The organism is Bradyrhizobium sp. HKCCYLS3077 (assembly GCF_051167555.1).
In the GTDB taxonomy this organism is placed as follows: Bacteria; Pseudomonadota; Alphaproteobacteria; order Rhizobiales; family Xanthobacteraceae; genus Bradyrhizobium.
On record NZ_JBNPTH010000008.1, the window covers coordinates 222,614 to 241,888 of the forward strand.

The window sequence follows — 19,275 nt, forward strand, 5'->3', positions numbered from 1 at the left end:
GAGGCGGGCGGTTGGTCGCGATCCAATGACCGCGGAGGCTCATGATGGCCGACTTCAGGCTCCCCAGGAACTCCGCGATGATCGAGGGCAAATCCTGGCCGAAGCCGAAGAGCGTCACGCTGCGCGAATTTCGCGTCTATCGCTGGAATCCGGACATCGGCGGCAATCCGCAGATCGACAGCTATCATGTCGACACGTCGGATTGCGGGCCGATGGTGCTCGACGGCCTGATCTGGATCAAGAACAACATCGATCCGACGATCGCTTTCCGCCGCTCCTGCCGCGAGGGCATCTGCGGCTCGTGCTCGATGAACATCAACGGCCAGAACACGCTCGCCTGCACGAAGTCGATGAGCGACCATGACGGCGCCGTGCAGTTGCTGCCGTTGCCGCATCAGCCGGTCGTGAAGGACTTGGTTCCGGACCTCACCAATTTCTACGCGCAGCTTTCGGTCATCGAGCCCTGGCTTCAGACGAAAACGCCGACGCCGCAGAAGGAGTGGCGGCAGAGCGAGGAAGACCGCGACAAGCTGAACGGCCTGTACGAGTGCATCCTCTGTGCCTGCTGCTCCACCTCGTGCCCGAGCTACTGGTGGAATTCGCAGCGCTTCCTGGGACCCGCCGCGCTGATCCAGGCCGCGCGCTGGATCAACGACAGCCGCGATGAAGCCACCGGTGAGCGGCTCGACATCCTCGAAGACCCGTTCCGGCTCTATCGCTGCCACACCATCCTCAACTGCGCGAAGGCATGCCCGAAGGGGCTCAATCCCGGCGAGGCGATCTCCGAGCTGCGCATGAAGCTGGTCGCGCGCAAGATGTGAGCAGCAACCGCGCTTGCGTTCGCCCGTTGGTCGTTGCGTCCAACATTGCCGTTGATGACTTTCAACCGACAGGACATTCGATGAGCGACGATGATCGCGAGACGACCGATCGTCAGTCCGACAATCGGTCAAAGCCGGCCGGTGGCAGTCGGGCAAAGCAGTCAGCAGACGAGACGCTTCCGCCCGCAGGCCCACACGCACGGCCCGATCTGACCGATGAGGAGAAAACGCCCGGCACCGGCATGCTTCCGGAGCCGGGTGACTCCAACCCCAGCCCGACGGGTTGAACGCGGTCTCGACGCTTTCGAGGATGCGCGCGCGGGAACTCGCGCGCGCCTGACGCGTTTCCGCATCCCTCGCCAAGTGCGCCCCGTCAGACGCGCATCTTGAAATCCATTCATCCATCCGGAGGGGCAGGATGTGTCGTTGGATCGCCTACCGCGGAGAGCGGACTTCGTTCGAGCACTACGTCACCGAGCCCGAGCATTCGCTGGTGACCCAGAGCATCCGCGCGCTCGAATCGACGGCAGGCACCAATGGCGACGGCTTCGGTCTCGGCTGGTACGGCGACCATCCAGAGCCCGGGCTTTATCGCGAGACACGACCGGCGTGGTCGGATGAAAATCTGCGCTATCTTTGCCGCCACCTGCACTCGCATCTGTTCTTCGCGCATGTGCGCGCGGCGACGGGCACGGCGGTGACGCGGCAGAATTGCCATCCGTTCGCCTGCGGCCGCTGGATGTTCATGCACAACGGTTTCGTTGGAAGTTGGAACAGGCTGCGCCGCAAGGTCGAGGCGATGATCCCGGATGCGCTCTATCCGTCGCGGCTCGGCACGACCGATTCGGAAGCGGTGTTCCTCGCCATCGTCGGCGCCGGCATCGATCAGGATCCGATCGGCGCGACGCGCAAGGTGCTCCGCGCGCTCTGCCAGCTCGTCAACGAGGACGGCCTGCGCGAGCATCTGCGCTTCACGTCGGCGCTCTCGAACGGCCATGATCTCTACGCGTTCCGCTTCGCGGCGAACGATCGCGCCAACTCTCTGTACTACCGCGAGGACGGCGACCAGGTGATCGCGGTCTCCGAGCCCTACGACAAGGAGCCGGATTGGATCGAGGTCCCGCCCGACCACGTATTGGTCGCGCGCGCGTCCCGGCCGGCCGAAATCGTTCCGCTATTTGTCGCAGGTGCCGTCGGTTTTGACCAGGAACACAAGCGATCACAGAGGGTTGTCGGAGGTACATAGGACAACGGAGTTGGTGGTCCGCGATGTGCGGCATTTGTGGTGAAATCAGGTTCTCAGGCCAGCCGTCGCTCGCGGCGCTGAGCCGCGTGAACGATGCCATGCAGGCGCGTGGACCCGACGCGGCAGGACTCTTCGTGCAGGGCGGCGTCGCGCTCGGCCACCGGCGCCTGAGCATCCTCGATCTCTCCGCTGCCGCGCAGCAGCCGATGATCGATGCGGCGCTGGGACTCGGCATCGCCTTCAACGGCTGCATCTACAATTTTCGCGAGCTGCGCGCCGAGCTGCAGGCCAAAGGCTATCGCTTCTTCTCGGATGGGGACACCGAGGTCATCCTCAAGGCCTACCACGCCTGGGGCAAAGCCTGCGTGCAGCGCTTCAAGGGCATGTTCGCCTTCGCGCTGTGGGAGCGCGACAGTGGCCGTGTGCTGATCGCGCGTGATCGCCTCGGCATCAAGCCGCTGTACTACACCGAAGGACCGGGCTTCTTCCGCTTTGCCTCGTCGCTCACGGCGCTGCTCGCGGGCGGCGACGTCGATACGTCGTTGGATCGCACGGCGTTGCATCACTATTTCAGCTTCCACGCCGCGGTTCCGGCGCCGCGGACGATTCTCAATGGCGTCAAGAAGCTCGCGCCGGCCACGCTGGTGACGATCGAACCCGATGGCACGAAGCGCTCGGAAAGGTACTGGAAGTTCCATGTCGGCGAGCAGCGTCCGACCGATCGCGCCATGAGCCACGAGGAATGGTCGGACGCGGTCTTGGACGCCATGACGGCTGCCGTCGGTCGCCGCCGTGTCGCCGACGTGCCGGTGGGCGTTCTGCTGTCCGGCGGCCTCGACTCCTCCTTGCTGGTCGCGCTGCTGTCGAAGCTCGGGCATGGCGACATCCGGACGTTCTCGATCGGCTTCGAGTCCGTCGGCGACCACAGCGGCGACGAGTTCCGCTATTCCGACGTGATCGCGCGGACATTCGGCACCAACCACGAGCAGATCAGGATCGGCGGCAATCGTGCGCTCGAAGCCTTGCCGCACGCTATTGCGGCGATGTCCGAGCCGATGGTGAGCCACGACGCGGTCGCGTTCCATCTGCTGTCGACGGAGGTCGCCAAGCGCGTCAAGGTCGTGCAGAGCGGGCAGGGCGCCGACGAGGTGTTCGGCGGCTACAGCTGGTATCCCGGCTTCCTCTCGGCGAACGACCCCGTCGAGCAGTATCAGAACGCCTATTTCGACTGGAAGCATTCGGATCTCGAGCGGCTGCTCGCGCCGGATCTCGTCGGCGACGATGTGAGCCTTGCTTTCGTCGAGCGATTCTTTGCCGATCACAGCAATGCGTCCGCCGTCGACAAGGTGCTGCAGATCGATACCGAGATCATGATGGTGGACGATCCCGTGAAGCGGGTCGACAACATGACGATGGCCTTCGGACTCGAAGCCAGGGTGCCGTTCCTCGATCACGAGGTGGTCGAACTCGCCGCGCGCATCCCGGCCGAGCTGAAGGTCAGAAATGGCGGCAAGCACATCCTGAAGGAAGCCGCGCGCCGCTGCGTTCCGGCGGAGGTCATCGATCGTCCGAAGGGATATTTTCCCGTGCCGTCGCTGCGGTACCTGCGCGGACCATTCCTCGACTACGTTCGTGACACGCTCACGAGCGAGAAGGCGCGAACACGCGGAATCTACCAGCGCGATTTCATTGACCACATGCTGCAAAATCCCGAAGCCGAGATGAGCCCGAAGGGACATTCACGGCTGTGGCAGGCCGCCCTGCTGGAGGCTTGGCTGCAGACCCACAGCATTTGAAACGGCATTTGAGTCTGACAGGATTGATCACATGGGATTGGATCCGAAAATTCTCGAACGGCTCAGGCTTGGCCTGAGCGACGACGAGCGCCGGCTGGTCATCCGCTCTGCCACCGGCGGCGAGGACATCACCGAATATTCCTTCGGCATCGAGGAGGAATACTTCCTGGTCGATGCACGGACGTTGGATGTCACGATCCGCACGCCCGACGATCTGTTCGAAGCGGCGAACTGGTCGACCGGCGGACAGGCGATGCGCGAGATGCTGCAGTCGCAGCTCGAGGTCGCGAGCAATGTCCATGTCGACGTCGGCGACGCGCGGGAGGAACTCAAATTTCTCAGGCGCGAGGTCGCCAATGTGGCCGCTCAGTACGGCCTGACGATTTTGGCGTGCTCGACGCATCCGACCGCGACGTGGCGCAGCTCGCAGCCGAGTCCCAAGCCGCGCTACGCCGAGATGATGGAGGACCTGCGCATCGTCGGCCAGCGCAACATGCTCTGCGGCATGCACGTGCACGTCCAATTGCCGGAGCCCGAGCGCCGCTTCGCGGTGATGCGCGCAATGATTCCCTATATCCCCGTGTTCATCGCGCTGTCGGCGTCGTCGCCGTTCTGGAATTCGCGCGAGACCGGGCTGAAGGGCTATCGTCTCGCGGCCTATGACGAGCTGCCGCGCACCGGCTTGCCGGAGCTGTTCACCAGCAAGCGCGACTATGATCGCTACGTTGCGGCGCTGACGAAATCGGGCGTGATGCCCGACGAGAGCCACGTCTGGTGGGCGATGCGGCCGTCGTTGCGTCATCCGACCTTGGAGCTGCGCGCGCCCGACGTCTGCACGTCGGTGGATGACGCCGTCGCGGTCGCCTCCCTCTATCGCTCGCTGGCGCGCTATCTCGACCTCCATCCGGAACGCGCAGACGATGTCGGCAATGTCGAGCGCGCGATCGCCGTCGAGAACAAATGGCGTGCGCAGCGCTATGGCACCGACTGCCTGTTCGTCACCGAGGACGGTCCGGTGACCGGCCAGGAGATCCTGAACCGGATGATCGTCGATGTCGCCGAGCATGCAGAGGCGCTTGGCTGCCTGGCTGAGGTGGAGCGCTGCCGCACCATCATGCAGTTCGGCAGCTCGGCCGACTATCAGCTGCAGGCCTATCGCGAGTCCGGTGGGCAATTGTCGGCCGTGACGCAGTGGATCGCTGCCGCGACGGTCTCGCGTGCCGAACCGCCGCGCTCGCAGGCGCCGGTGGAGCCGGCGCAGTAAGTGCCGGTCTAGCTCGGCCTGACGACACGGCCGTCGCGCGCGACGAGGCGGCCGCTCTTGTATACGGAGCGCCCCTTGGGAACGGCAACGACCGCTTCCGGGACGTGCTCCGCCTGCAAGGTCACGAAGTCGGCGCGCGCGCCGACCTGCAGGCCGTAGTCCGCCAGCCGCAGGGCCTTGGCGCCGGCCGCGGTGACGAGATCGAAGGCGACCCGCAGCTCGTCGTCGACATAGAAGCCGGAGCGATAGCCGACCATCATGGCGCGGTTCAACAGATCGCCGTCGCCATAGGGCCACCAGCTATCGCGGATGTTGTCGTTGCCGCTGAACACGGTGACGCCGGCCGCGCGCAGCAGCGCCACTGGCGGGAAGGGCCGCGCCCCCGGCGCATTGGTCATGATGGCAACGCCCGATGTGGCCAGCACCTCGGCAATCTTTTTCAGTGGTTCCGCCGTGATGTCGCCGAGCCCATAGGCATGGCTGACCGCGACATGTCCCTGCATGCCGAGTGCGCGGGCGCGCGCCGCGATCTGCTCCAGTTCGAACAGGCCGAGCATGCCTGGATCATGAAGGTGAATGTCGACATCGACGCCGTGCTTCTGCGCCACGCCGAACACGACGTCGAGATGCTTCTCGACGTCGCGATCGAAGCTCGCCGGATCGAGCCCGCCGACGACGTTCGCGCCGAGCCTGATCGCCTCGTCGAGCAGCTCCGGCGTACCCGGGCTCTTGATGATGCCGCTCTGGGGGAAGGCGACGAGCTGGATCTCGATCAGGTCGCGATACTCCTCGCGCACGCGCAGGATGGTCTCGAGCGACTTGAGACCGACCGAGCCGTCCACCATGACATGGCTGCGCATCCGCGTGGAGCCGTGGCCGATGCAGAGATCGAGCTGGTTGCGTGCGCGTACGTCCATCGCCGCGGCGGCGGCCATGTTCTGCGCCTGGAACGTCACCCGCTCATGCACGTCGAAGCCGTTGGTGCACGGCTTGTGCGGCTTCCAGGCATCGCCATAGAAGCTGGTGTCGAGATGGATGTGGCCCTCAACGAAGCCGGGAACGACCAGCGCGCCGCCGAGATCGATCACCTCGCGCGCCTGCGGCCGCTCGGTCTCCGCGAGCAAGCCGCTGATGCGGCCTTGATCGACCGCGATCGCATGGCGTGCGCCGCGGTCGAGCCGCGCGTTGATGAACAGCTTGTCGAAGGCCATGCCGAGATCCTCCATTCAATCCAGCATCGGGCCGCGGGGGCGGTCCGATGCTGATGACGGCATTCTCGATCAGGATGCACGCGGGCCGCAAGCGCGGATGAGCGTCATGCCGCCTTTGCCTGCGGCAGTCCCGCGATCCAGTCTCGCGCCAGCACGACGTCCGCCTGCGAGAGCTGATGCCCCGCCGGCAGGATCGTATGGGTCACGTCGGCACCGGCTTCGATCAACTGAGTGCAGAGCTTGGCCGAGTTGCTGGCCGGCACGATCGGATCGGCCTTTCCCGACAGAATCAGCACCGGCGTGCGGGCGAGCTTTGCCGCCGGCGGCTGCGCCAGCGGCACCATCGCGCGGAACAGCACGGCGCCGGCCAGCGCCTCCGGCTGCAACAGGAGCAGCGCGGCGGCAATGTTCGCGCCGTTGGAGTAGCCGACGGCGAGTGGCGCGCCGATGCCGTAACGCTCGCGAGCTTCGCCGATGAAGGCGCCGAGCTCCAGCGCGCGCCGGCGCACGTCGTCCTCGTCGAACACGCCTTCCGCCAGGCGGCGGAAGAAGCGCGGCATGCCGTGCTCGAGCACCTGCCCGCGCGGCGACAGCAGCGCCGCGCCGGGCGAGAGGGTGGCGCCGAGGGCTAAGAGATCGTTCTCGTCGCCGCCGGTGCCGTGCAGGAGCAGCAATGGTGCTGCTCCTGCATTGCTTCCGGGCTGGAAGCGGTGAGTGAAGGACAATGCCTGGGTCATGACGCGGCCTCTTCGAGGTTGGGCAGCACGCCCTCGATCTGCTTGCGGTGCGTCTCGAGGAAGGCGGGCAGCTTCAGGTTTCGTCCGAGCTCGGCGACCGGCTCGTCGACCGCGAAGCCCGGGATGTCGGTCGCGATCTCGAACAGCACGCCGCCGGGTTCGCGGAAGTAGATTGAGCGGAAGTAGTTGCGGTCCTTCTGCTCGGTCGGATGCAGGCCGTGGCGGTCGACCAGCCTCTCGGCCATCACGCCCTGCTCGGCATCATCGGCCGCGCGGAACGCGATGTGGTGCACGGAGCCTGCGCCCTGGGCACCGCGCAGAAACCCCTTGGCCTCGTAGATGTCGACGACGCTGCCTTGCGCATCGCCAGGCGCTTTGAAGCGGATCACCGAGCCCTCGCGACCGGCTTCCGCGAAGCCGAACACGTCGGTGAGCACGGCCGCGGTCTTCTCGGCGGAGTCGAGCAGCAAGGTCACGCCGTGGAAGCCGCGGATCGCATGCTCAGCGGGAATGTCGCCATTGCTGTAGCCGGGCTCGTTCTCGGCGCCGGGGACGCCGACCAGCGCCAGGGCCATGCCGTCGGGATCGGTGAACGGCAGCACGGATTCGCCGAAGCGCTTCTCCAGCGCCTCATAGGCGATGCCCTTTTCGGTCAGGCGCTGCGTCCAGTAGCCGAGGGAGCGCTGCGGCACCCGGAACGCGGTCTGGTGCGTCTCACCGACGCCGCGACGGCCGGGCCGCACACCGGCCCAGGGGAAAAAGGTCAGGATGGTGCCGGGGCGGCCGGTCTCGTCGCCATAATAGAAATGATAGGTGCCGGGATCGTCGAAATTGACGGTCTTCTTGACGAAGCGCAGGCCGAGGTCGCGGGTGTAGAAGCCGAAATTGCGGATCGGGTCGCCAGCGATCGCGGTCACGTGGTGCAGTCCGGGCATGTGGGTCTCCTATTGATGGGCCCCGTCAGGGCCGTTGAATTCTTGGACGCCATATTGGTCGGCTTTGATTTGGAGACAATCCGTGCTCTTGTGACGTCTCTGTCTACGATTTGGCGACAATCCTGGCCTGGAGACGATGGACAAGCTCGGCAGCCTCAGAGCGTTCGTGAAGGTGGTTGAGAGCGGCAGTTTCGCCGAGGCTGGCCGGCAGTTGCGGCTGTCGCGCTCGGCGATCTCGAAATATATCGGCGAGCTCGAGCAGAGCCTCGGCGTGCAGCTGATCGTCCGCACCACACGCCATGCCAGCCCGACCGAGACTGGCCAGAGGTATTTCGAACGTGCGGTTTCCATTCTGGCCGAGCTCGACGCGGCCGATCAGGCCGTGAGCCAGTTGCAGGCGGCACCGCGCGGGCTGCTGCGCGTCAATGCGCCGATGTCGTTCGGCACGATGCGGCTCGGGCCTGTCGTGGCCGATTTCATGGTCCGCTATCCCGAATTACAGTTGCAGATCGTGCTGAGCGACGACCTGCTCGATCCCGTTCAGGACGGCTTCGACGTCACGTTGCGCATTGCCGAGCTGGAATCGTCGAGCCTGGTGGCGCGGCGGATCATGCCGGTGGACCGGGTGATCTGCGCCGCGCCCGCCTATCTTGCTCGGCACGGCACGCCCGAGAGTCCCGAGGATCTGCGCCGGCATCATTCGCTGACCTATGGCTTCCTGCTGACCGGCAACCAATGGAAGCTCACCGGCCGCGACGGCGATCACTGGATCCAGCCGGCCTGGAGTCTGTGCGTTAACAATGCCGAGGTATTGCGCGACGTCGCGGTGACAGGGCAGGGGATTGCGCTGATCCCGCATTTCATCGCCGCGGAGGCGCTGGCCAGCGGCGCGCTGACCGCGATCCTGTCCGACTATACGGCGCCGCCATTGGCGCTCTATGCGATCTATCCGCCGACGCGGCATCTCTCCGTCAAGGTGCGGCTGTTCATCGACTTCCTCGTCGAGCGCTTCGGCCGGAGCGAGGCATGACCACGCATTGGGCTGGTGGTGACCGGCAAAACGCCTCGAAGCTTTAACCGGCCGCTGCTAGGCTTGGGCCACAGCAGCAGGGGAGCACGGATGGGCCGTCTCAGCACGCATATCCTGGACACGGTGAGGGGCAAGCCCGCCGCCGATGTCGCGATCGATCTCGATGTTCTCGGGCCCGGTGGCGCATGGCGCCGGATCAAGCAGGTCCGCACCAATGCCGACGGGCGCACCGATGAACCGGTGCTGGCGGGTGACGAGTTCGGCGCCGGCACCTATCTGTTGACTTTTCACATGGGCGACTATTTCAAGGCCCATGGCCTTGCGTCCGGCGAGCCGCCGTTCCTCGACCTGATCCCGCTCCGCTTCACGGTCGCAGACGCCGCCGCGCACTACCATGTGCCGCTGCTTGCGACGCCCTGGAGCTACCAGACCTATCGCGGGAGCTGAAACGAATGAGTGCCGAATATCCGCGCGACATGGTCGGCTATGGCCGCACGCCGCCGCATCCGCGCTGGCCGGGCGATGCCCGCATCGCCGTGCAGTTCGTGATCAACTACGAGGAGGGCGGCGAGAACAACATCCTGCACGGCGACGCCGCCTCCGAGGCGTTCCTGTCCGAGATCGTCGGCGCGGCGCCCTGGCCGGGCCAGCGCCACATGAACATGGAGTCGATCTACGAGTTCGGCTCGCGCGCCGGCTTCTGGCGGCTGTGGCGGATGTTCACCGCGCGCAAGCTGCCGGTGACGGTGTTCGCGATCGCGACAGCGATGGCGCGCAATCCGGAGGCCGTGGCGGCGATGAAGGAGGCGAATTGGGAGATCGCGTCGCACGGCCTGAAATGGATCGACTATCGTGATTTTTCGAAAGCCGATGAGCGCGCCCATATCGAGCAGGCGATCCGGCTGCACACCGAACTCACCGGCGAGCGGCCGCTCGGCTTCTACCAGGGCCGGACATCGGAGCACACGCTCGACATCGTCTTGGAAGAGCAAGGCTTCATCTACAGCGCCGATTCCTATGCCGATGAGCTGCCCTACTGGATCCAGGGGCCGTACGGCCCGCAGCTGATCGTACCCTATACACTCGACGCCAACGACATGCGCTTTGCGACGCCGCAGGGCTTCAATGCCGGCGATCAGTTCTTCGCCTATCTCAAGGACAGCTTCGACACGCTCTATGCCGAAGGCGTCGAGAGTCCGAAGATGATGTCAGTGGGCCTGCATTGCCGTCTCGTCGGCCGTCCCGGCCGCGCCGCGGCGCTGGCGCGGTTTCTCGACTACATTATGGGCCACGAGAAAGTCTGGGTCGCGACCCGGCTCGACATCGCCCGGCACTGGATCCGGACGCATCCGCCGACGGGCGTGTGGCGGCCGTCGCAGATGTCGCGCGTGCTATTCGTCGAGCGCTATGGCGACATCTTCGAGCATTCGCCTGACATTGCCGACCGCGCCTACCGCGCGGGATTGTCGGCGTTCGACGACTCCGCGGATGCGCTGCATACGACACTCATGAACGTGGTCCGCGCGATGAGCCGCGACGAGAAGCTGAGGCTGATCCGCGCCCATCCCGAGCTCGCCGGCCGCGAGGCGCTGGCAGGCGAGATGACGACCGACTCGATCGGCGAGCAGGGCCGGCTCGGCTTCACCGCGCTGACGCGCGCCGAGTTCGAGCGTGTCGCCGACATCAACCGCCGCTACCGCGACAAGTTCGGCATGCCGCTGATCGTGGCGCTGGCGCTGCATGCCGACCGCGCCTCTGTCATCGCCGAGATGGAGCGCCGCATCGGCAACGACATGGATACTGAGATCGCCAACGCCATCGACCAGATCGGCCACATCACGCGGGCGAGGCTGGCGAAGAAGTTCGAGCAGGGGTGAGGGCGGACGAGTAACCACTTGTGAGTTGGACCCAGTCTCGTTCTTCACAGACGGCGCGCCCCCTCTCCCCGTTCTTACGGGGAGAGGGTTGGGGTGAGGGGCAACCACACCCACCGACTCCGCCGAGAGCCCCCCTCACCCGGATTGCATCTTCGATGCAATCCGACCTCTCCCCGCCTTAGCGAAGCTTCGCTTCGCCCTGGCGGGGCGAGGTGAGCGCCGCGTGGTGCGATGGATTGCCTAAATCGGACCAGTTAACACGCGTTCGGTGTTTACAGCCACATCGAGCAGCATGCGATCATGTCCGCGCGCGGCGATCAATTGCAGCCCGAAGGGCAAGCCCTGTGAGTTAACACCGCAAGGGATCGAGATCGCCGGCACGCCCGCATGGTTGGCGAACGGCGTGAACACCGCATGCGCCCGCGGGCTCGCAGGCTTGCCGCCGATCTCGGACGGGCCGAGCTGCGTGAACTGCCAGGCGACACACGGCACCGTCGGCGCGAGCAGTACATCGACGTCTGTGAAGAACGCCGCGAAAGCGCGCGCAATTTGCGTGCTCGCCTCCAGCGCGCGGCCAACCTCGACGCCGCTCAGGTCAAGGCCGCGCTCGATCTGCTTGGCGATGTCGGGATCGAATTGCGCGGGATCGCTGCGGAACGCTTCGCCATAGAGCGCAGCCAGCCCGGCGTGCTGCAGCGGCATCACCGCGTCCTCCGCGAGGTCCGCCGGCCAGATCGGATCCTTGTCCTCGATCGCCAAGCCGCTGGCCCGGAGCCGATCGACCGCCTGCTGCAAGCCGGCCCTCACCTCGTCGTCGACAGCGACGTCGAGCCCAAGGCGCGGTGAGAACGCCAGCCGGAACGGTGTCCGTGCAGCGGTCGATGGCAAATTAAGCGAGTCCGGGTCGCGTGGATCGGCCCCCGCCATGACTTCGAACGCGAGCCTTGCATCGGCGACATCGGCCGCGATCGGTGCGATCACCGAGATGCGCCAGAACGGCTCGGCAAATCCCGGCCCATACGGGATCGCGCCATAAGACGGCTTGAAGCCGACCACGCCGACATGCGCCGGTGGTCTCCGGCTCGAGCCCCCGGCATCGGTGCCGATCGCGAGCGGCACGAGCCCCGCGGCAACGGCCGTCGCCGGTCCGCCCGACGAGCCGCCGGGCGTAAGCCGTGGATCGAGCGGGTGGCGCGTTGGTCCATACAGCAGGGACGTCGTCACGCCCTTGCAGGCGAACTCCGATGTCGCGCCGATCCCGACGATCACGGCCCCGGCACGTCGCAGCCGCGCGATCGCGATCGCATCCTCGGGCGCAACGAAGTCAGCGAACAGTCGTGAGCCCTGCGTGATGCGCCAGCCCGCGGCCCAGATGTTGTCCTTGACCACGACCGGCACGCCGGCGAACGGCAACGTCTCGCCGGATGCCACACGGCGGTCGACAGCTTCGGCGTCCGCGCGCGTTCGCTCCGGATCAGTCGTCACGACAGCGTTGAGGTTACTCGCGGCGATACGCGCCAGCGCCTGCTCGGCCATCTCCATCGCCGTCGTCTGCCGCGCCGTCACGGCGCTTGCGATCTCAGTTGCGCGCATGGGATCGCTCCATCAGCAGCACGGCGGCGCCTGCGGCCGCGGTCAGTCCCAGAATGACGAAGCTGCCGCCGAGGCCGATGCGCGGCGTCAGCACCGCCACCAGCAGCGGCGCCGCGACCAGGCCAAGAAACGACGTGGTGAGCACCGCGCCGGTGGCCTCCGCCACGCGCCCGGGCTTTGCGAGATTGGCGATCTCGGCGATGAACACGCCATTCCAACCGCTGGCCGTCAGTCCGAACACGAAGGTGAGCAGCACCAGGATCGATCCGCTCAGCAACGGTCCCCACAGGCCGAGCAGCAGCGCGCACACCGCCATGCCCGCGCCCGCCATCACCAGCACGGCGCGCGCCGAGCGCAGCCGCGTCGCGACCGCGCCCCATCCGAGCCGTCCGATCAGGCCCGCGCCTTGCGCCGAGGCCAGCAGCCAGCCGGCCTCGACATGAGAGAGTGCGAGCTCCGAGGTGCCGAAGGAGATGTAACAGGTGTTGAGGATCACCTGCATGCCGCTGAATGGGATCGAGGCGACCGCGAGCGCGGCCATGCGCCGGTCGGAACTGACGAGTTGCAGCCGCTGCCGCAGGCCGAGATACGGCATCGGCGGCAGCTTGACCGCGTAGGCCGGCCGCAGCCGCTCGAAACTGATGAAGCCAATCACGGCGCAGATGATCACCGCGGCATAGGCGGAACTCGGCGCCAGCCCAACCGCGAGCGGCGGCAGCAGCAGCGAGCCGACGACCGCGCCGATCTGGCTGCCGGTCTGCCGGATCGAGAACACCATCGCGCGCTGCTCCGGCGGCACGAGGCGTCCGAGCAGGGCCGCACTCGCCGGCGTTTCCGGCCCGGCGGCTAATCCGAGCACGAGGCCGGCGCCGAGTAAGGCCCTGCCTTGGCCGAGTGTCGCCATCGACATCCCGACGCAGACGACGACCGCGCACAGCGCCGCGACGCGCAGCGAGCCGATCTTCTGCACCAGCGTGCCGCCCCAGAACGAGGACACCAGGCTGATCGCGAACGCCGCGGTCGAGAACAGCGACAATTCCTCGATGCTGATCCCTGCGCGCGGCGCCACCGTGCCCGGCGCGAACAGCGCCAGCGACACCAGCGCCTGCAGCGCGGTCATCGCGACCAGTGCAGGCCACAGCGGCGGCGCTGGCGCCGCCTCGGGTTTCGCGTCTATCATGCGGCGACAACCTGATGGCGGAGCACGATATGGCCGGCGGTATCTCGGTTCATGCAGTCGATGTGGCGAACGGGCGCCCGGCGCTCGGCCTTGGTGTCGCGATCTGGCGCGTGGCGCCGGACCGCACGCTGCTCGCCGAAGGAGCGCTCGGCGCCGACGGCACCTTGCAGGCGCCGATCGTCAAGGGCGACGGCGTCACCGCCGGCGAGTATGAGGTGCTGTTCCATATCGGCGAGTTCTTCGGGGCAAACGCTCAAACGAAATTCCTCACCACAGTGCCGTTTCGCTTCGCCATCGACAAGGTCGACGAGCATTTTCACCTGCCGCTGAAATTCACGCCGTGGGGATACTCGATCTTCCGCGGGGCTTGAGGGCGATATGCCTCCCTCCGTCCTACGCTGATTGAACGAGGTCGCTACCAAGGAGATGCTCGTCATGCCCGGGCTTGTCCCGGGCATCCACGCCTGTCCGCAGTCGCCGATCGACGTGGATGGCCGGGACAAGCCCGGCCATGACGGCGCTATGGAGACGGGCACTAGCCGGCACTGATGAGAGCCAAGCAGCCTTAGCCCGTCAGCCGCTTTGACAGCCCCGTCGTCCGCTCCATGATCGCCATCAGCGCCACCGTGGCGATGATCAGGACGCTCGACAGCGCGGCGATGGTGACGTCGAGCTTGCCTTCGAGGTCCTGCCACATCCGGATCGGCAGCATGTCGGTGGCGGCGTCGCGCAGGAACAGCGACACCGGGACGTTGTCGAACGACGACATGAAGGCGATGAACGCGCCAGAGATGATGCCGGGGCGGATCAGCGGCAGCACGATGCGGCGGAAGGTGTAGAGCCGGGAGGCGCCGAGAATGGCTGAGCTCTCCAGCAAGGTCGGTTCGAGCTGCGCCAGCGCGGCCACGGTGTTGCGCACGACATAGGGCACGCACACGATGGTGTGACCGATCACCAGTGTGAGCAGCGACACCGGCAGGCCGATCAGCGAGAAGAACATCAGCGCCGCTAATCCAAAGGCGAGGGCGGGCAGCACCAGCGGCGACATGAACAGCGAGTCCAGGAGCTTCGCCGTCAAAGTTTTCGAGCGAGAGATCGCCAGCGCTGCGGCGACGCCGAGCACGATCGACAGCCCGGTCGACCACAGCGCGACGACGACGCTGTTGCGCGCGGCGAATTGCAGCTGCCAGGCATTCCACAATTCGACGTACCAGCGCGTCGAATAGCCCGGCGGCGGGAATTTCAGCGAGAAGCCTGAGGTGAACGAGACGATGACCACGACCAGCGACGGCGAGACGATCAGGATCAGCGCGAGCACCGCGATCACCGTCATCACGATCTGGAAGCTCAGCGCCTCCCAGTTGCGTTGCCGCCCGCTCATCGCGCATCTCCGTAGCCGCGGGCGCGCCGGCCGAGTGTTGAGAACAGCGCGACGATGGCGAGCACGGCGAACAGGAAGATGATCGAGATCGCCGCTGCGAACGGCCAGTTCTGCAAGGTCGAAGCCTGCTGATACAGATACATCGGCATGAACAGCATCTGCCCGCCGCCGACCAGCGACTGCGTGATGAAGGCGGTGATCGCCGCGGCGTAAGTCAGCGTGCAGCCGGCAATGATGCCGGGCATCGACAGCGGCAGCATCACCTTGACGAAGGTGCGCCAGCTGCCGGCGCCGAGCGAGGCCGAGGCGTCGGAGAGGTTGGGATCGATGCGGCTGATGGCGGTGATCAAGGGCAGCACCATCAGCGGCATCTGCACCTGCGCCAGCGCCGCCACCAGTCCGCCTTGGGTATAGATCATGCGCAGCGGCGTGCCGATCAGGCCGAGCGATTGCAGCACGGAGTTGATGATGCCCTGCCGCCCGAGGATCACGATCCAGGCGAAGGTGCGGACGACGACGCTTGTGAGCAACGGCAGCAGCACGATCATGATGATCAGGGTCTGCACCCGGCTGCCGGAGCGCTGGTACAGCCAGGCGATGGGATAGCCGAGCACGAGACAGGCGAGCGTCACCTCGGCGCCGAGCAGAAGCGTCGAGCCGAGTACGGCGAGGCTGAAAGGGTCGGTCAGGAACTTGATGTACTGGCCGAGCCCCCACACCGTCGCCGCGGTGTCGTTGTGGAGCGAGAGATAGAGCAGCTGCGCCAGCGGAGCCACGAAGAAGATCGCGAACACCAGGCCTAAGGGCAGTGCAAGCCCCAGGCTGAAGCTGGTCACGTCTCCAGGCGCCGTACTCCGTGCTGTCGTGGCGCTCTTCATCGCGTCAGATCTTGATGTCGCGGTTGAACTTCTCGATCCAGGAGGCGCGCTGCTCGTTGATCTTCTTCCAGTCCTGGAACACGAACTTCTTCTTCAGCTCCGCGGTGTCCTTGGCCAGCACCTTGGCGATCTCGCCGGACATCGCGACCTTGGTGTTGGTCGGCACGATCAGGTAGGGCGGGTTCATCAGGGTCGTCTGCACCTCCGGCGACAGCGCCGCCTCGATCAGCTTGAAGGCGAGCTCCTTGTTCGGCGAGTTCTTGACGATATGGATCGTGGTCTTGAAGGCGATGGCGCCTTCCTTCGGCGCCACGAACTCGACCGGCACGCCGCGCGCTTTCAGGATCTGGATGGCATTGAAATTCCCGGGCGAGATGTCGATCTGGCCCTGCTGGAACAGGGTTGCCAGCGCGCCGGGGTTGGCGGCGACGGCGGCGAGGTTCGGCTTGAGTTCTTCCAGCGCCTTGAAGCCCTCATCGACATTGGCTTCCGAGCCGCCGCGCATGCGCGCGATCTCGACCAGCCAGCCGGTGCCGAGCGTGGAGTTGAGATTGGTGATGCCGACCTTGCCCTTGAACTCCGGCTTCCAGAGATCGGCCCATGACGTCGGCGGCGTCTTCACCGTCTCCGGATTGTAGGTGAGGCCGACGACCTGGAAGAATGGCGCCGGACCCATCGCGTCCTGCGCTTCCGGAATCAGGTCCTTGAAATAGGCGCTCTTGTCGGCCGGGTAGGGCTCGACGAGATCCTGGCCGATCGCGACCAGCGCCGGACCGGGATCGTGCAGCATGACGTCGATCGGCGGATTGGCTTTCGCGGCATTGACCTTGGCGATCTGGTCGACCGACAGCATCGGGTCGAGCACGATGGGCGCATCGCCATTGGCCTTGCGGAAGGCGGGCACCAGCACCGCCTTGTGCGCCTCCTCCCAGCTGCCGGTAAAGGTCGCAAACACCAGCGGCCGCGCCTGCGCGAGGCTAAGGCCCGGAAAGGCGTGCATGGCCCCCAGCGTCAAGGCGCTGGTGAGGAGCCGGCGGCGATCAAGCATCATGTTTCACTCCGATATGTTGGTTGTCTATTGCGGGAACACGGTCGCGAGCCCCGGCGCGAGCGGCGCGACGCGCACTGGCGTGCCTGCTTCGCGCAGCGGGGTGCCGCCGGTGCGGGCCTGCGAGATCTTGATGCTCGATCCGTCCTTGGCCTTGATCTCGTGAACCACGGTGGCGCCGAGCGGCAGCGCCATGCCGATCTCGCCGGCAAAGCCGGAGTCGTCGCTGACGAAGGCGAGGTGCTCGGGACGCAGGCAGACAGTGACCTTGTCTGAGGCACGAACCGGATTTGGCGCACGCGCGATGATCTCGCCGCCCGCCTCCAGGGCGACTTTGACATTGCCCGCGTCGGTCGCGATCACGGTGCCCCTCATCTTGTTCGCGGTGCCGACAAAGGTATTCACGAACAGCGTCTGCGGCTGGTCGTAAATCTCGCTGGGCGTGCCGAACTGCTCCAGATGACCATGGCTGAGGACGGCGACACGATCGGCCATCGACAGCGCCTCCTCCTGGTCGTGCGTCACGATCAAGGTCGTGGTTCCGGCCATGCGCTGCAGCCGCTTGACCTCGATCTGCATGTCCAGCCGCAGATTCTTGTCGAGCGCGGCGAACGGCTCGTCGAGCAGCAGGATCGACGGCTTGATCGCGAGCGCGCGCGCCAGCGCGACGCGCTGCTGCTGGCCGCCGGACAATTGCCGCGGCAGCCGTTCGCCGAACGGCCCAAGCTGCACCATGTCGAGCAGCCGCTGCGCTTCCTTGATGCGCGTCGCCTTGTCGACGCCGCGCGCAGCGAGGCCGTAGCCGACATTCTCGGAGATCGAGAGATGCGGGAACAGCGCGTAGTTCTGGAACACGATGCCGACAGCGCGTCGGTTCGGCGGCAGCGCATCGACCACGTCATTGCCGATGATCACGCGCCCTTCGCTCTGGCCGATGAAGCCGGCGATGATGCGCAGCAGAGTGGTCTTGCCGCAGCCGGACGGGCCGAGCAGGGCGATGATCTCGCCGCCTTTCACATCGAGATTGATGTCGGAGACGGCCATCGTGCCGCTGGCGAAGCGGTGCGTGATCCGATCGAGAACGAGCGACTTGGCTTCCGATACGCTGGCCATTGGGCTTCCTGCTCAACTGAGTTGAAAAAGCAAGAAGCGTGCCGCCTTTTGAGGCAGCGAGTGCCATTTGTGTACAAGCGAGCGGGTGGGCGGTATGGAAGTGTGTGGCGAGGTCCGACGCTCGATCTAAGTGCACGCAGTCAGCTCATGCCCGCCTCTCTCCGTGTCATTCCGGGGCGCCCGAGGGGCGAGCCCGGAATCCATACCCACAGGCAGTTGTTGGAGAGCGAGATGCTCGTGGGTACATCTCGTATCGTCACAGACAGTCGTGGTTATGGATTCCGGGCTCGCGCTGACGCGCGCCCCGGAATGACGGTGTGGAGAGAGACGGGACTCTTCGTCATTCGCCGAACTACAAATCGCGATGCTCCAGCCGGGCAGCCAGCGCCTCCGGTAATCCCGTCGTCGGCTTCGCCGCCGGCCGCCGGAACGTCCCGGCCGTCGCCTTGCGCATCTTCAGCGCCAGCAGCGCCTCGGCCTGCTTCACCGCCGCGATCACCTGATCGACCACCGGCACGGGGATGCGATGCGCAACGCGGGCCGCAAGCCCCGACAGCGGCGCGCCGGCGAAGATCAGCACGTCGGCGTCGTTCTCCTCGACCGCGCGCAGCGCCAGCTCGACCAGCAGCTCTTCCTTCTCGTGCTGCACGTCCGAAATCTGCTTGAAGCTGCCATCGAGCATGCGGATGCCCGCGCAGCGCTCCATCAGCCCGTGCATGCGCACGCACTCCTCGTACCAGGGCCCGAGCGCCTGCGCGAAGGTGACGATGGCGAAGCGTCGCCCGGCCATGCACGCCGTCAGCATCGCCGCTTCCGCAAGTCCGATCACCGGCACGTCGAACAGTTCGCGCGCCGCGAACAGGCCGGGATCGCCGAACGCGGCGATGATCGCGGCATCGAACGTGCCGTTGCGTTCTGCCAGCATTTCCAGCGCCACCGCACCGCCGATCTGCGCCTCGGCGCGGGTGGCGATATAGGGCACGCCGCGCGGCGCGGTGCAGGGGATCAAGCTGGTGCCGGGCGCCGCGGCGTCGCGGCCGACCTGCAGCATGAGGTCGGTGATGTCGGAGCGGATGTTGGGATTGAGCAGCAGGATGTTCATGGCGCCTCGCGAAAGTTACGCGAGCTTGCCAGGGGAAACGCCGCATTGTCCAGGACGGCGGCT

At 66.0% G+C, this 19,275-nt stretch carries 19 protein-coding genes; 9 read left to right on the plus strand and 10 right to left on the minus strand.

The window, feature by feature from the left end:
• Positions 1 to 44: 44 nt before the first annotated feature.
• The 5 genes from ACQR0Z_RS29465 to ACQR0Z_RS29485 all read left to right on the plus strand — a co-directional run bounded on the left by ACQR0Z_RS29465 (position 45) and on the right by ACQR0Z_RS29485 (position 5,127).
• A complete protein-coding gene (locus ACQR0Z_RS29465) occupies positions 45 to 821 on the plus strand; it encodes a succinate dehydrogenase iron-sulfur subunit (RefSeq protein WP_434921047.1) in 777 nt (258 codons plus the stop codon).
• Positions 822 to 901: 80 nt separating this feature from the next.
• Positions 902 to 1,108 carry a hypothetical protein gene (locus tag ACQR0Z_RS29470; RefSeq protein ID WP_434920943.1) on the plus strand — a complete coding sequence of 69 codons (207 nt, stop codon included), beginning with the start codon at positions 902 to 904 and terminating at the stop codon, positions 1,106 to 1,108.
• A 131-nt stretch (positions 1,109 to 1,239) separates the two neighbouring features.
• Positions 1,240 to 2,067, plus strand: coding sequence for a class II glutamine amidotransferase (locus tag ACQR0Z_RS29475; RefSeq protein ID WP_434920944.1), 828 nt, complete (start codon positions 1,240 to 1,242; stop codon positions 2,065 to 2,067).
• 23 nt (positions 2,068 to 2,090) lie between these two features.
• Complete coding sequence (locus ACQR0Z_RS29480; protein ID WP_434920945.1) at positions 2,091 to 3,863, plus strand: N-acetylglutaminylglutamine amidotransferase; 1,773 nt, start codon at positions 2,091 to 2,093, stop codon at positions 3,861 to 3,863.
• Positions 3,864 to 3,894: 31 nt separating this feature from the next.
• Positions 3,895 to 5,127 carry a carboxylate-amine ligase gene (locus ACQR0Z_RS29485; RefSeq protein ID WP_434861763.1) on the plus strand — a complete coding sequence of 411 codons (1,233 nt, stop codon included), beginning with the start codon at positions 3,895 to 3,897 and terminating at the stop codon, positions 5,125 to 5,127.
• Between the two features lie 8 nt (positions 5,128 to 5,135).
• On the opposite strand, the gene ACQR0Z_RS29490 is transcribed toward ACQR0Z_RS29485, so the two are convergent.
• The 3 genes from ACQR0Z_RS29490 to ACQR0Z_RS29500 all read right to left on the minus strand — a co-directional run bounded on the left by ACQR0Z_RS29490 (position 5,136) and on the right by ACQR0Z_RS29500 (position 8,010).
• On the minus strand, positions 5,136 to 6,338 hold the full coding sequence (locus ACQR0Z_RS29490; protein WP_434920946.1) for an amidohydrolase family protein: 1,203 nt from the start codon (positions 6,336 to 6,338) through the stop codon (positions 5,136 to 5,138).
• A gap of 104 nt (positions 6,339 to 6,442) precedes the next feature.
• Positions 6,443 to 7,075 (minus strand): alpha/beta hydrolase, encoded by a 633-nt coding sequence (locus ACQR0Z_RS29495; protein ID WP_434920947.1) that lies wholly within the window; start codon positions 7,073 to 7,075, stop codon positions 6,443 to 6,445.
• Positions 7,072 to 8,010 carry a ring-cleaving dioxygenase gene (locus ACQR0Z_RS29500; RefSeq protein WP_434920948.1) on the minus strand — a complete coding sequence of 313 codons (939 nt, stop codon included), beginning with the start codon at positions 8,008 to 8,010 and terminating at the stop codon, positions 7,072 to 7,074. The genes ACQR0Z_RS29495 and ACQR0Z_RS29500 overlap by 4 nt, the downstream gene beginning before the upstream one ends.
• Positions 8,011 to 8,146: 136 nt before the next feature.
• Here ACQR0Z_RS29500 and ACQR0Z_RS29505 point away from each other — a divergent pair, with 136 nt between their 5' ends.
• The 3 genes from ACQR0Z_RS29505 to puuE all read left to right on the plus strand — a co-directional run bounded on the left by ACQR0Z_RS29505 (position 8,147) and on the right by puuE (position 10,917).
• Positions 8,147 to 9,040, plus strand: coding sequence for a LysR family transcriptional regulator (locus tag ACQR0Z_RS29505; RefSeq protein ID WP_434920949.1), 894 nt, complete (start codon positions 8,147 to 8,149; stop codon positions 9,038 to 9,040).
• 90 nt (positions 9,041 to 9,130) lie between these two features.
• Positions 9,131 to 9,487: a hydroxyisourate hydrolase gene (uraH, locus tag ACQR0Z_RS29510; RefSeq protein WP_434861758.1), complete on the plus strand. Its 357-nt coding sequence runs from the start codon at positions 9,131 to 9,133 to the stop codon at positions 9,485 to 9,487.
• 5 nt (positions 9,488 to 9,492) lie between these two features.
• Positions 9,493 to 10,917, plus strand: coding sequence for an allantoinase PuuE (gene puuE, locus ACQR0Z_RS29515; protein ID WP_434920950.1), 1,425 nt, complete (start codon positions 9,493 to 9,495; stop codon positions 10,915 to 10,917).
• Positions 10,918 to 11,157: 240 nt separating this feature from the next.
• Here puuE and ACQR0Z_RS29520 read toward each other — a convergent pair whose 3' ends face one another.
• Both ACQR0Z_RS29520 and ACQR0Z_RS29525 read right to left on the minus strand, forming a co-directional pair.
• The gene (locus tag ACQR0Z_RS29520; protein ID WP_434920951.1) at positions 11,158 to 12,510 is read right to left on the minus strand and encodes an amidase; all 1,353 of its coding nucleotides are present in this window, start codon (positions 12,508 to 12,510) and stop codon (positions 11,158 to 11,160) included.
• Complete coding sequence (locus ACQR0Z_RS29525) at positions 12,497 to 13,690, minus strand: MFS transporter (RefSeq protein ID WP_434920952.1); 1,194 nt, start codon at positions 13,688 to 13,690, stop codon at positions 12,497 to 12,499. Before ACQR0Z_RS29525 ends, ACQR0Z_RS29520 begins: the two co-directional genes overlap by 14 nt.
• 29 nt (positions 13,691 to 13,719) lie before the next feature.
• Between ACQR0Z_RS29525 and ACQR0Z_RS29530 the strand changes: the two genes are divergently transcribed.
• Positions 13,720 to 14,061 (plus strand): hydroxyisourate hydrolase, encoded by a 342-nt coding sequence (locus tag ACQR0Z_RS29530; RefSeq protein WP_434921048.1) that lies wholly within the window; start codon positions 13,720 to 13,722, stop codon positions 14,059 to 14,061.
• Positions 14,062 to 14,255: 194 nt separating this feature from the next.
• On the opposite strand, the gene ACQR0Z_RS29535 is transcribed toward ACQR0Z_RS29530, so the two are convergent.
• The 5 genes from ACQR0Z_RS29535 to ACQR0Z_RS29555 form a co-directional block, all read right to left on the minus strand.
• Positions 14,256 to 15,071, minus strand: coding sequence for an ABC transporter permease (locus ACQR0Z_RS29535; protein ID WP_434861754.1), 816 nt, complete (start codon positions 15,069 to 15,071; stop codon positions 14,256 to 14,258).
• The gene (locus ACQR0Z_RS29540; protein WP_434920953.1) at positions 15,068 to 15,949 is read right to left on the minus strand and encodes an ABC transporter permease; all 882 of its coding nucleotides are present in this window, start codon (positions 15,947 to 15,949) and stop codon (positions 15,068 to 15,070) included. Before ACQR0Z_RS29540 ends, ACQR0Z_RS29535 begins: the two co-directional genes overlap by 4 nt.
• A gap of 4 nt (positions 15,950 to 15,953) precedes the next feature.
• On the minus strand, positions 15,954 to 17,000 hold the full coding sequence (locus tag ACQR0Z_RS29545; protein WP_434861752.1) for an ABC transporter substrate-binding protein: 1,047 nt from the start codon (positions 16,998 to 17,000) through the stop codon (positions 15,954 to 15,956).
• Between the two features lie 24 nt (positions 17,001 to 17,024).
• The gene (locus ACQR0Z_RS29550; RefSeq protein ID WP_434879020.1) at positions 17,025 to 18,110 is read right to left on the minus strand and encodes an ABC transporter ATP-binding protein; all 1,086 of its coding nucleotides are present in this window, start codon (positions 18,108 to 18,110) and stop codon (positions 17,025 to 17,027) included.
• A gap of 352 nt (positions 18,111 to 18,462) precedes the next feature.
• Positions 18,463 to 19,212, minus strand: coding sequence for an aspartate/glutamate racemase family protein (locus tag ACQR0Z_RS29555; protein WP_434879019.1), 750 nt, complete (start codon positions 19,210 to 19,212; stop codon positions 18,463 to 18,465).
• Between the last annotated feature and the right edge of the window lie 63 nt (positions 19,213 to 19,275).

What these genes read in the sequence shown, in the direction of transcription:
- ACQR0Z_RS29475 (WP_434920944.1), top strand. Translation starts at nt 1,240, where the DNA reads ATGTGTCGTTGGATCGCCTACCGCGGAGAGCGGACTTCGTTCGAGCAC.
- ACQR0Z_RS29480 (WP_434920945.1), top strand. Translation starts at nt 2,091, where the DNA reads ATGTGCGGCATTTGTGGTGAAATCAGGTTCTCAGGCCAGCCGTCGCTC.
- ACQR0Z_RS29530 (WP_434921048.1), top strand. Translation starts at nt 13,720, where the DNA reads ATGGCCGGCGGTATCTCGGTTCATGCAGTCGATGTGGCGAACGGGCGC.
- ACQR0Z_RS29550 (WP_434879020.1), bottom strand. Translation starts at nt 18,110, where the DNA reads ATGGCCAGCGTATCGGAAGCCAAGTCGCTCGTTCTCGATCGGATCACG.
- puuE (WP_434920950.1), top strand. Translation starts at nt 9,493, where the DNA reads ATGAGTGCCGAATATCCGCGCGACATGGTCGGCTATGGCCGCACGCCG.
- ACQR0Z_RS29525 (WP_434920952.1), bottom strand. Translation starts at nt 13,690, where the DNA reads ATGATAGACGCGAAACCCGAGGCGGCGCCAGCGCCGCCGCTGTGGCCT.
- ACQR0Z_RS29495 (WP_434920947.1), bottom strand. Translation starts at nt 7,075, where the DNA reads ATGACCCAGGCATTGTCCTTCACTCACCGCTTCCAGCCCGGAAGCAAT.
- ACQR0Z_RS29555 (WP_434879019.1), bottom strand. Translation starts at nt 19,212, where the DNA reads ATGAACATCCTGCTGCTCAATCCCAACATCCGCTCCGACATCACCGAC.
- ACQR0Z_RS29505 (WP_434920949.1), top strand. Translation starts at nt 8,147, where the DNA reads ATGGACAAGCTCGGCAGCCTCAGAGCGTTCGTGAAGGTGGTTGAGAGC.
- ACQR0Z_RS29540 (WP_434920953.1), bottom strand. Translation starts at nt 15,949, where the DNA reads ATGAAGAGCGCCACGACAGCACGGAGTACGGCGCCTGGAGACGTGACC.
- uraH (WP_434861758.1), top strand. Translation starts at nt 9,131, where the DNA reads ATGGGCCGTCTCAGCACGCATATCCTGGACACGGTGAGGGGCAAGCCC.
- ACQR0Z_RS29535 (WP_434861754.1), bottom strand. Translation starts at nt 15,071, where the DNA reads ATGAGCGGGCGGCAACGCAACTGGGAGGCGCTGAGCTTCCAGATCGTG.
- ACQR0Z_RS29470 (WP_434920943.1), top strand. Translation starts at nt 902, where the DNA reads ATGAGCGACGATGATCGCGAGACGACCGATCGTCAGTCCGACAATCGG.
- ACQR0Z_RS29500 (WP_434920948.1), bottom strand. Translation starts at nt 8,010, where the DNA reads ATGCCCGGACTGCACCACGTGACCGCGATCGCTGGCGACCCGATCCGC.
- ACQR0Z_RS29545 (WP_434861752.1), bottom strand. Translation starts at nt 17,000, where the DNA reads ATGATGCTTGATCGCCGCCGGCTCCTCACCAGCGCCTTGACGCTGGGG.
- ACQR0Z_RS29485 (WP_434861763.1), top strand. Translation starts at nt 3,895, where the DNA reads ATGGGATTGGATCCGAAAATTCTCGAACGGCTCAGGCTTGGCCTGAGC.
- ACQR0Z_RS29520 (WP_434920951.1), bottom strand. Translation starts at nt 12,510, where the DNA reads ATGCGCGCAACTGAGATCGCAAGCGCCGTGACGGCGCGGCAGACGACG.
- ACQR0Z_RS29465 (WP_434921047.1), top strand. Translation starts at nt 45, where the DNA reads ATGGCCGACTTCAGGCTCCCCAGGAACTCCGCGATGATCGAGGGCAAA.
- ACQR0Z_RS29490 (WP_434920946.1), bottom strand. Translation starts at nt 6,338, where the DNA reads ATGGCCTTCGACAAGCTGTTCATCAACGCGCGGCTCGACCGCGGCGCA.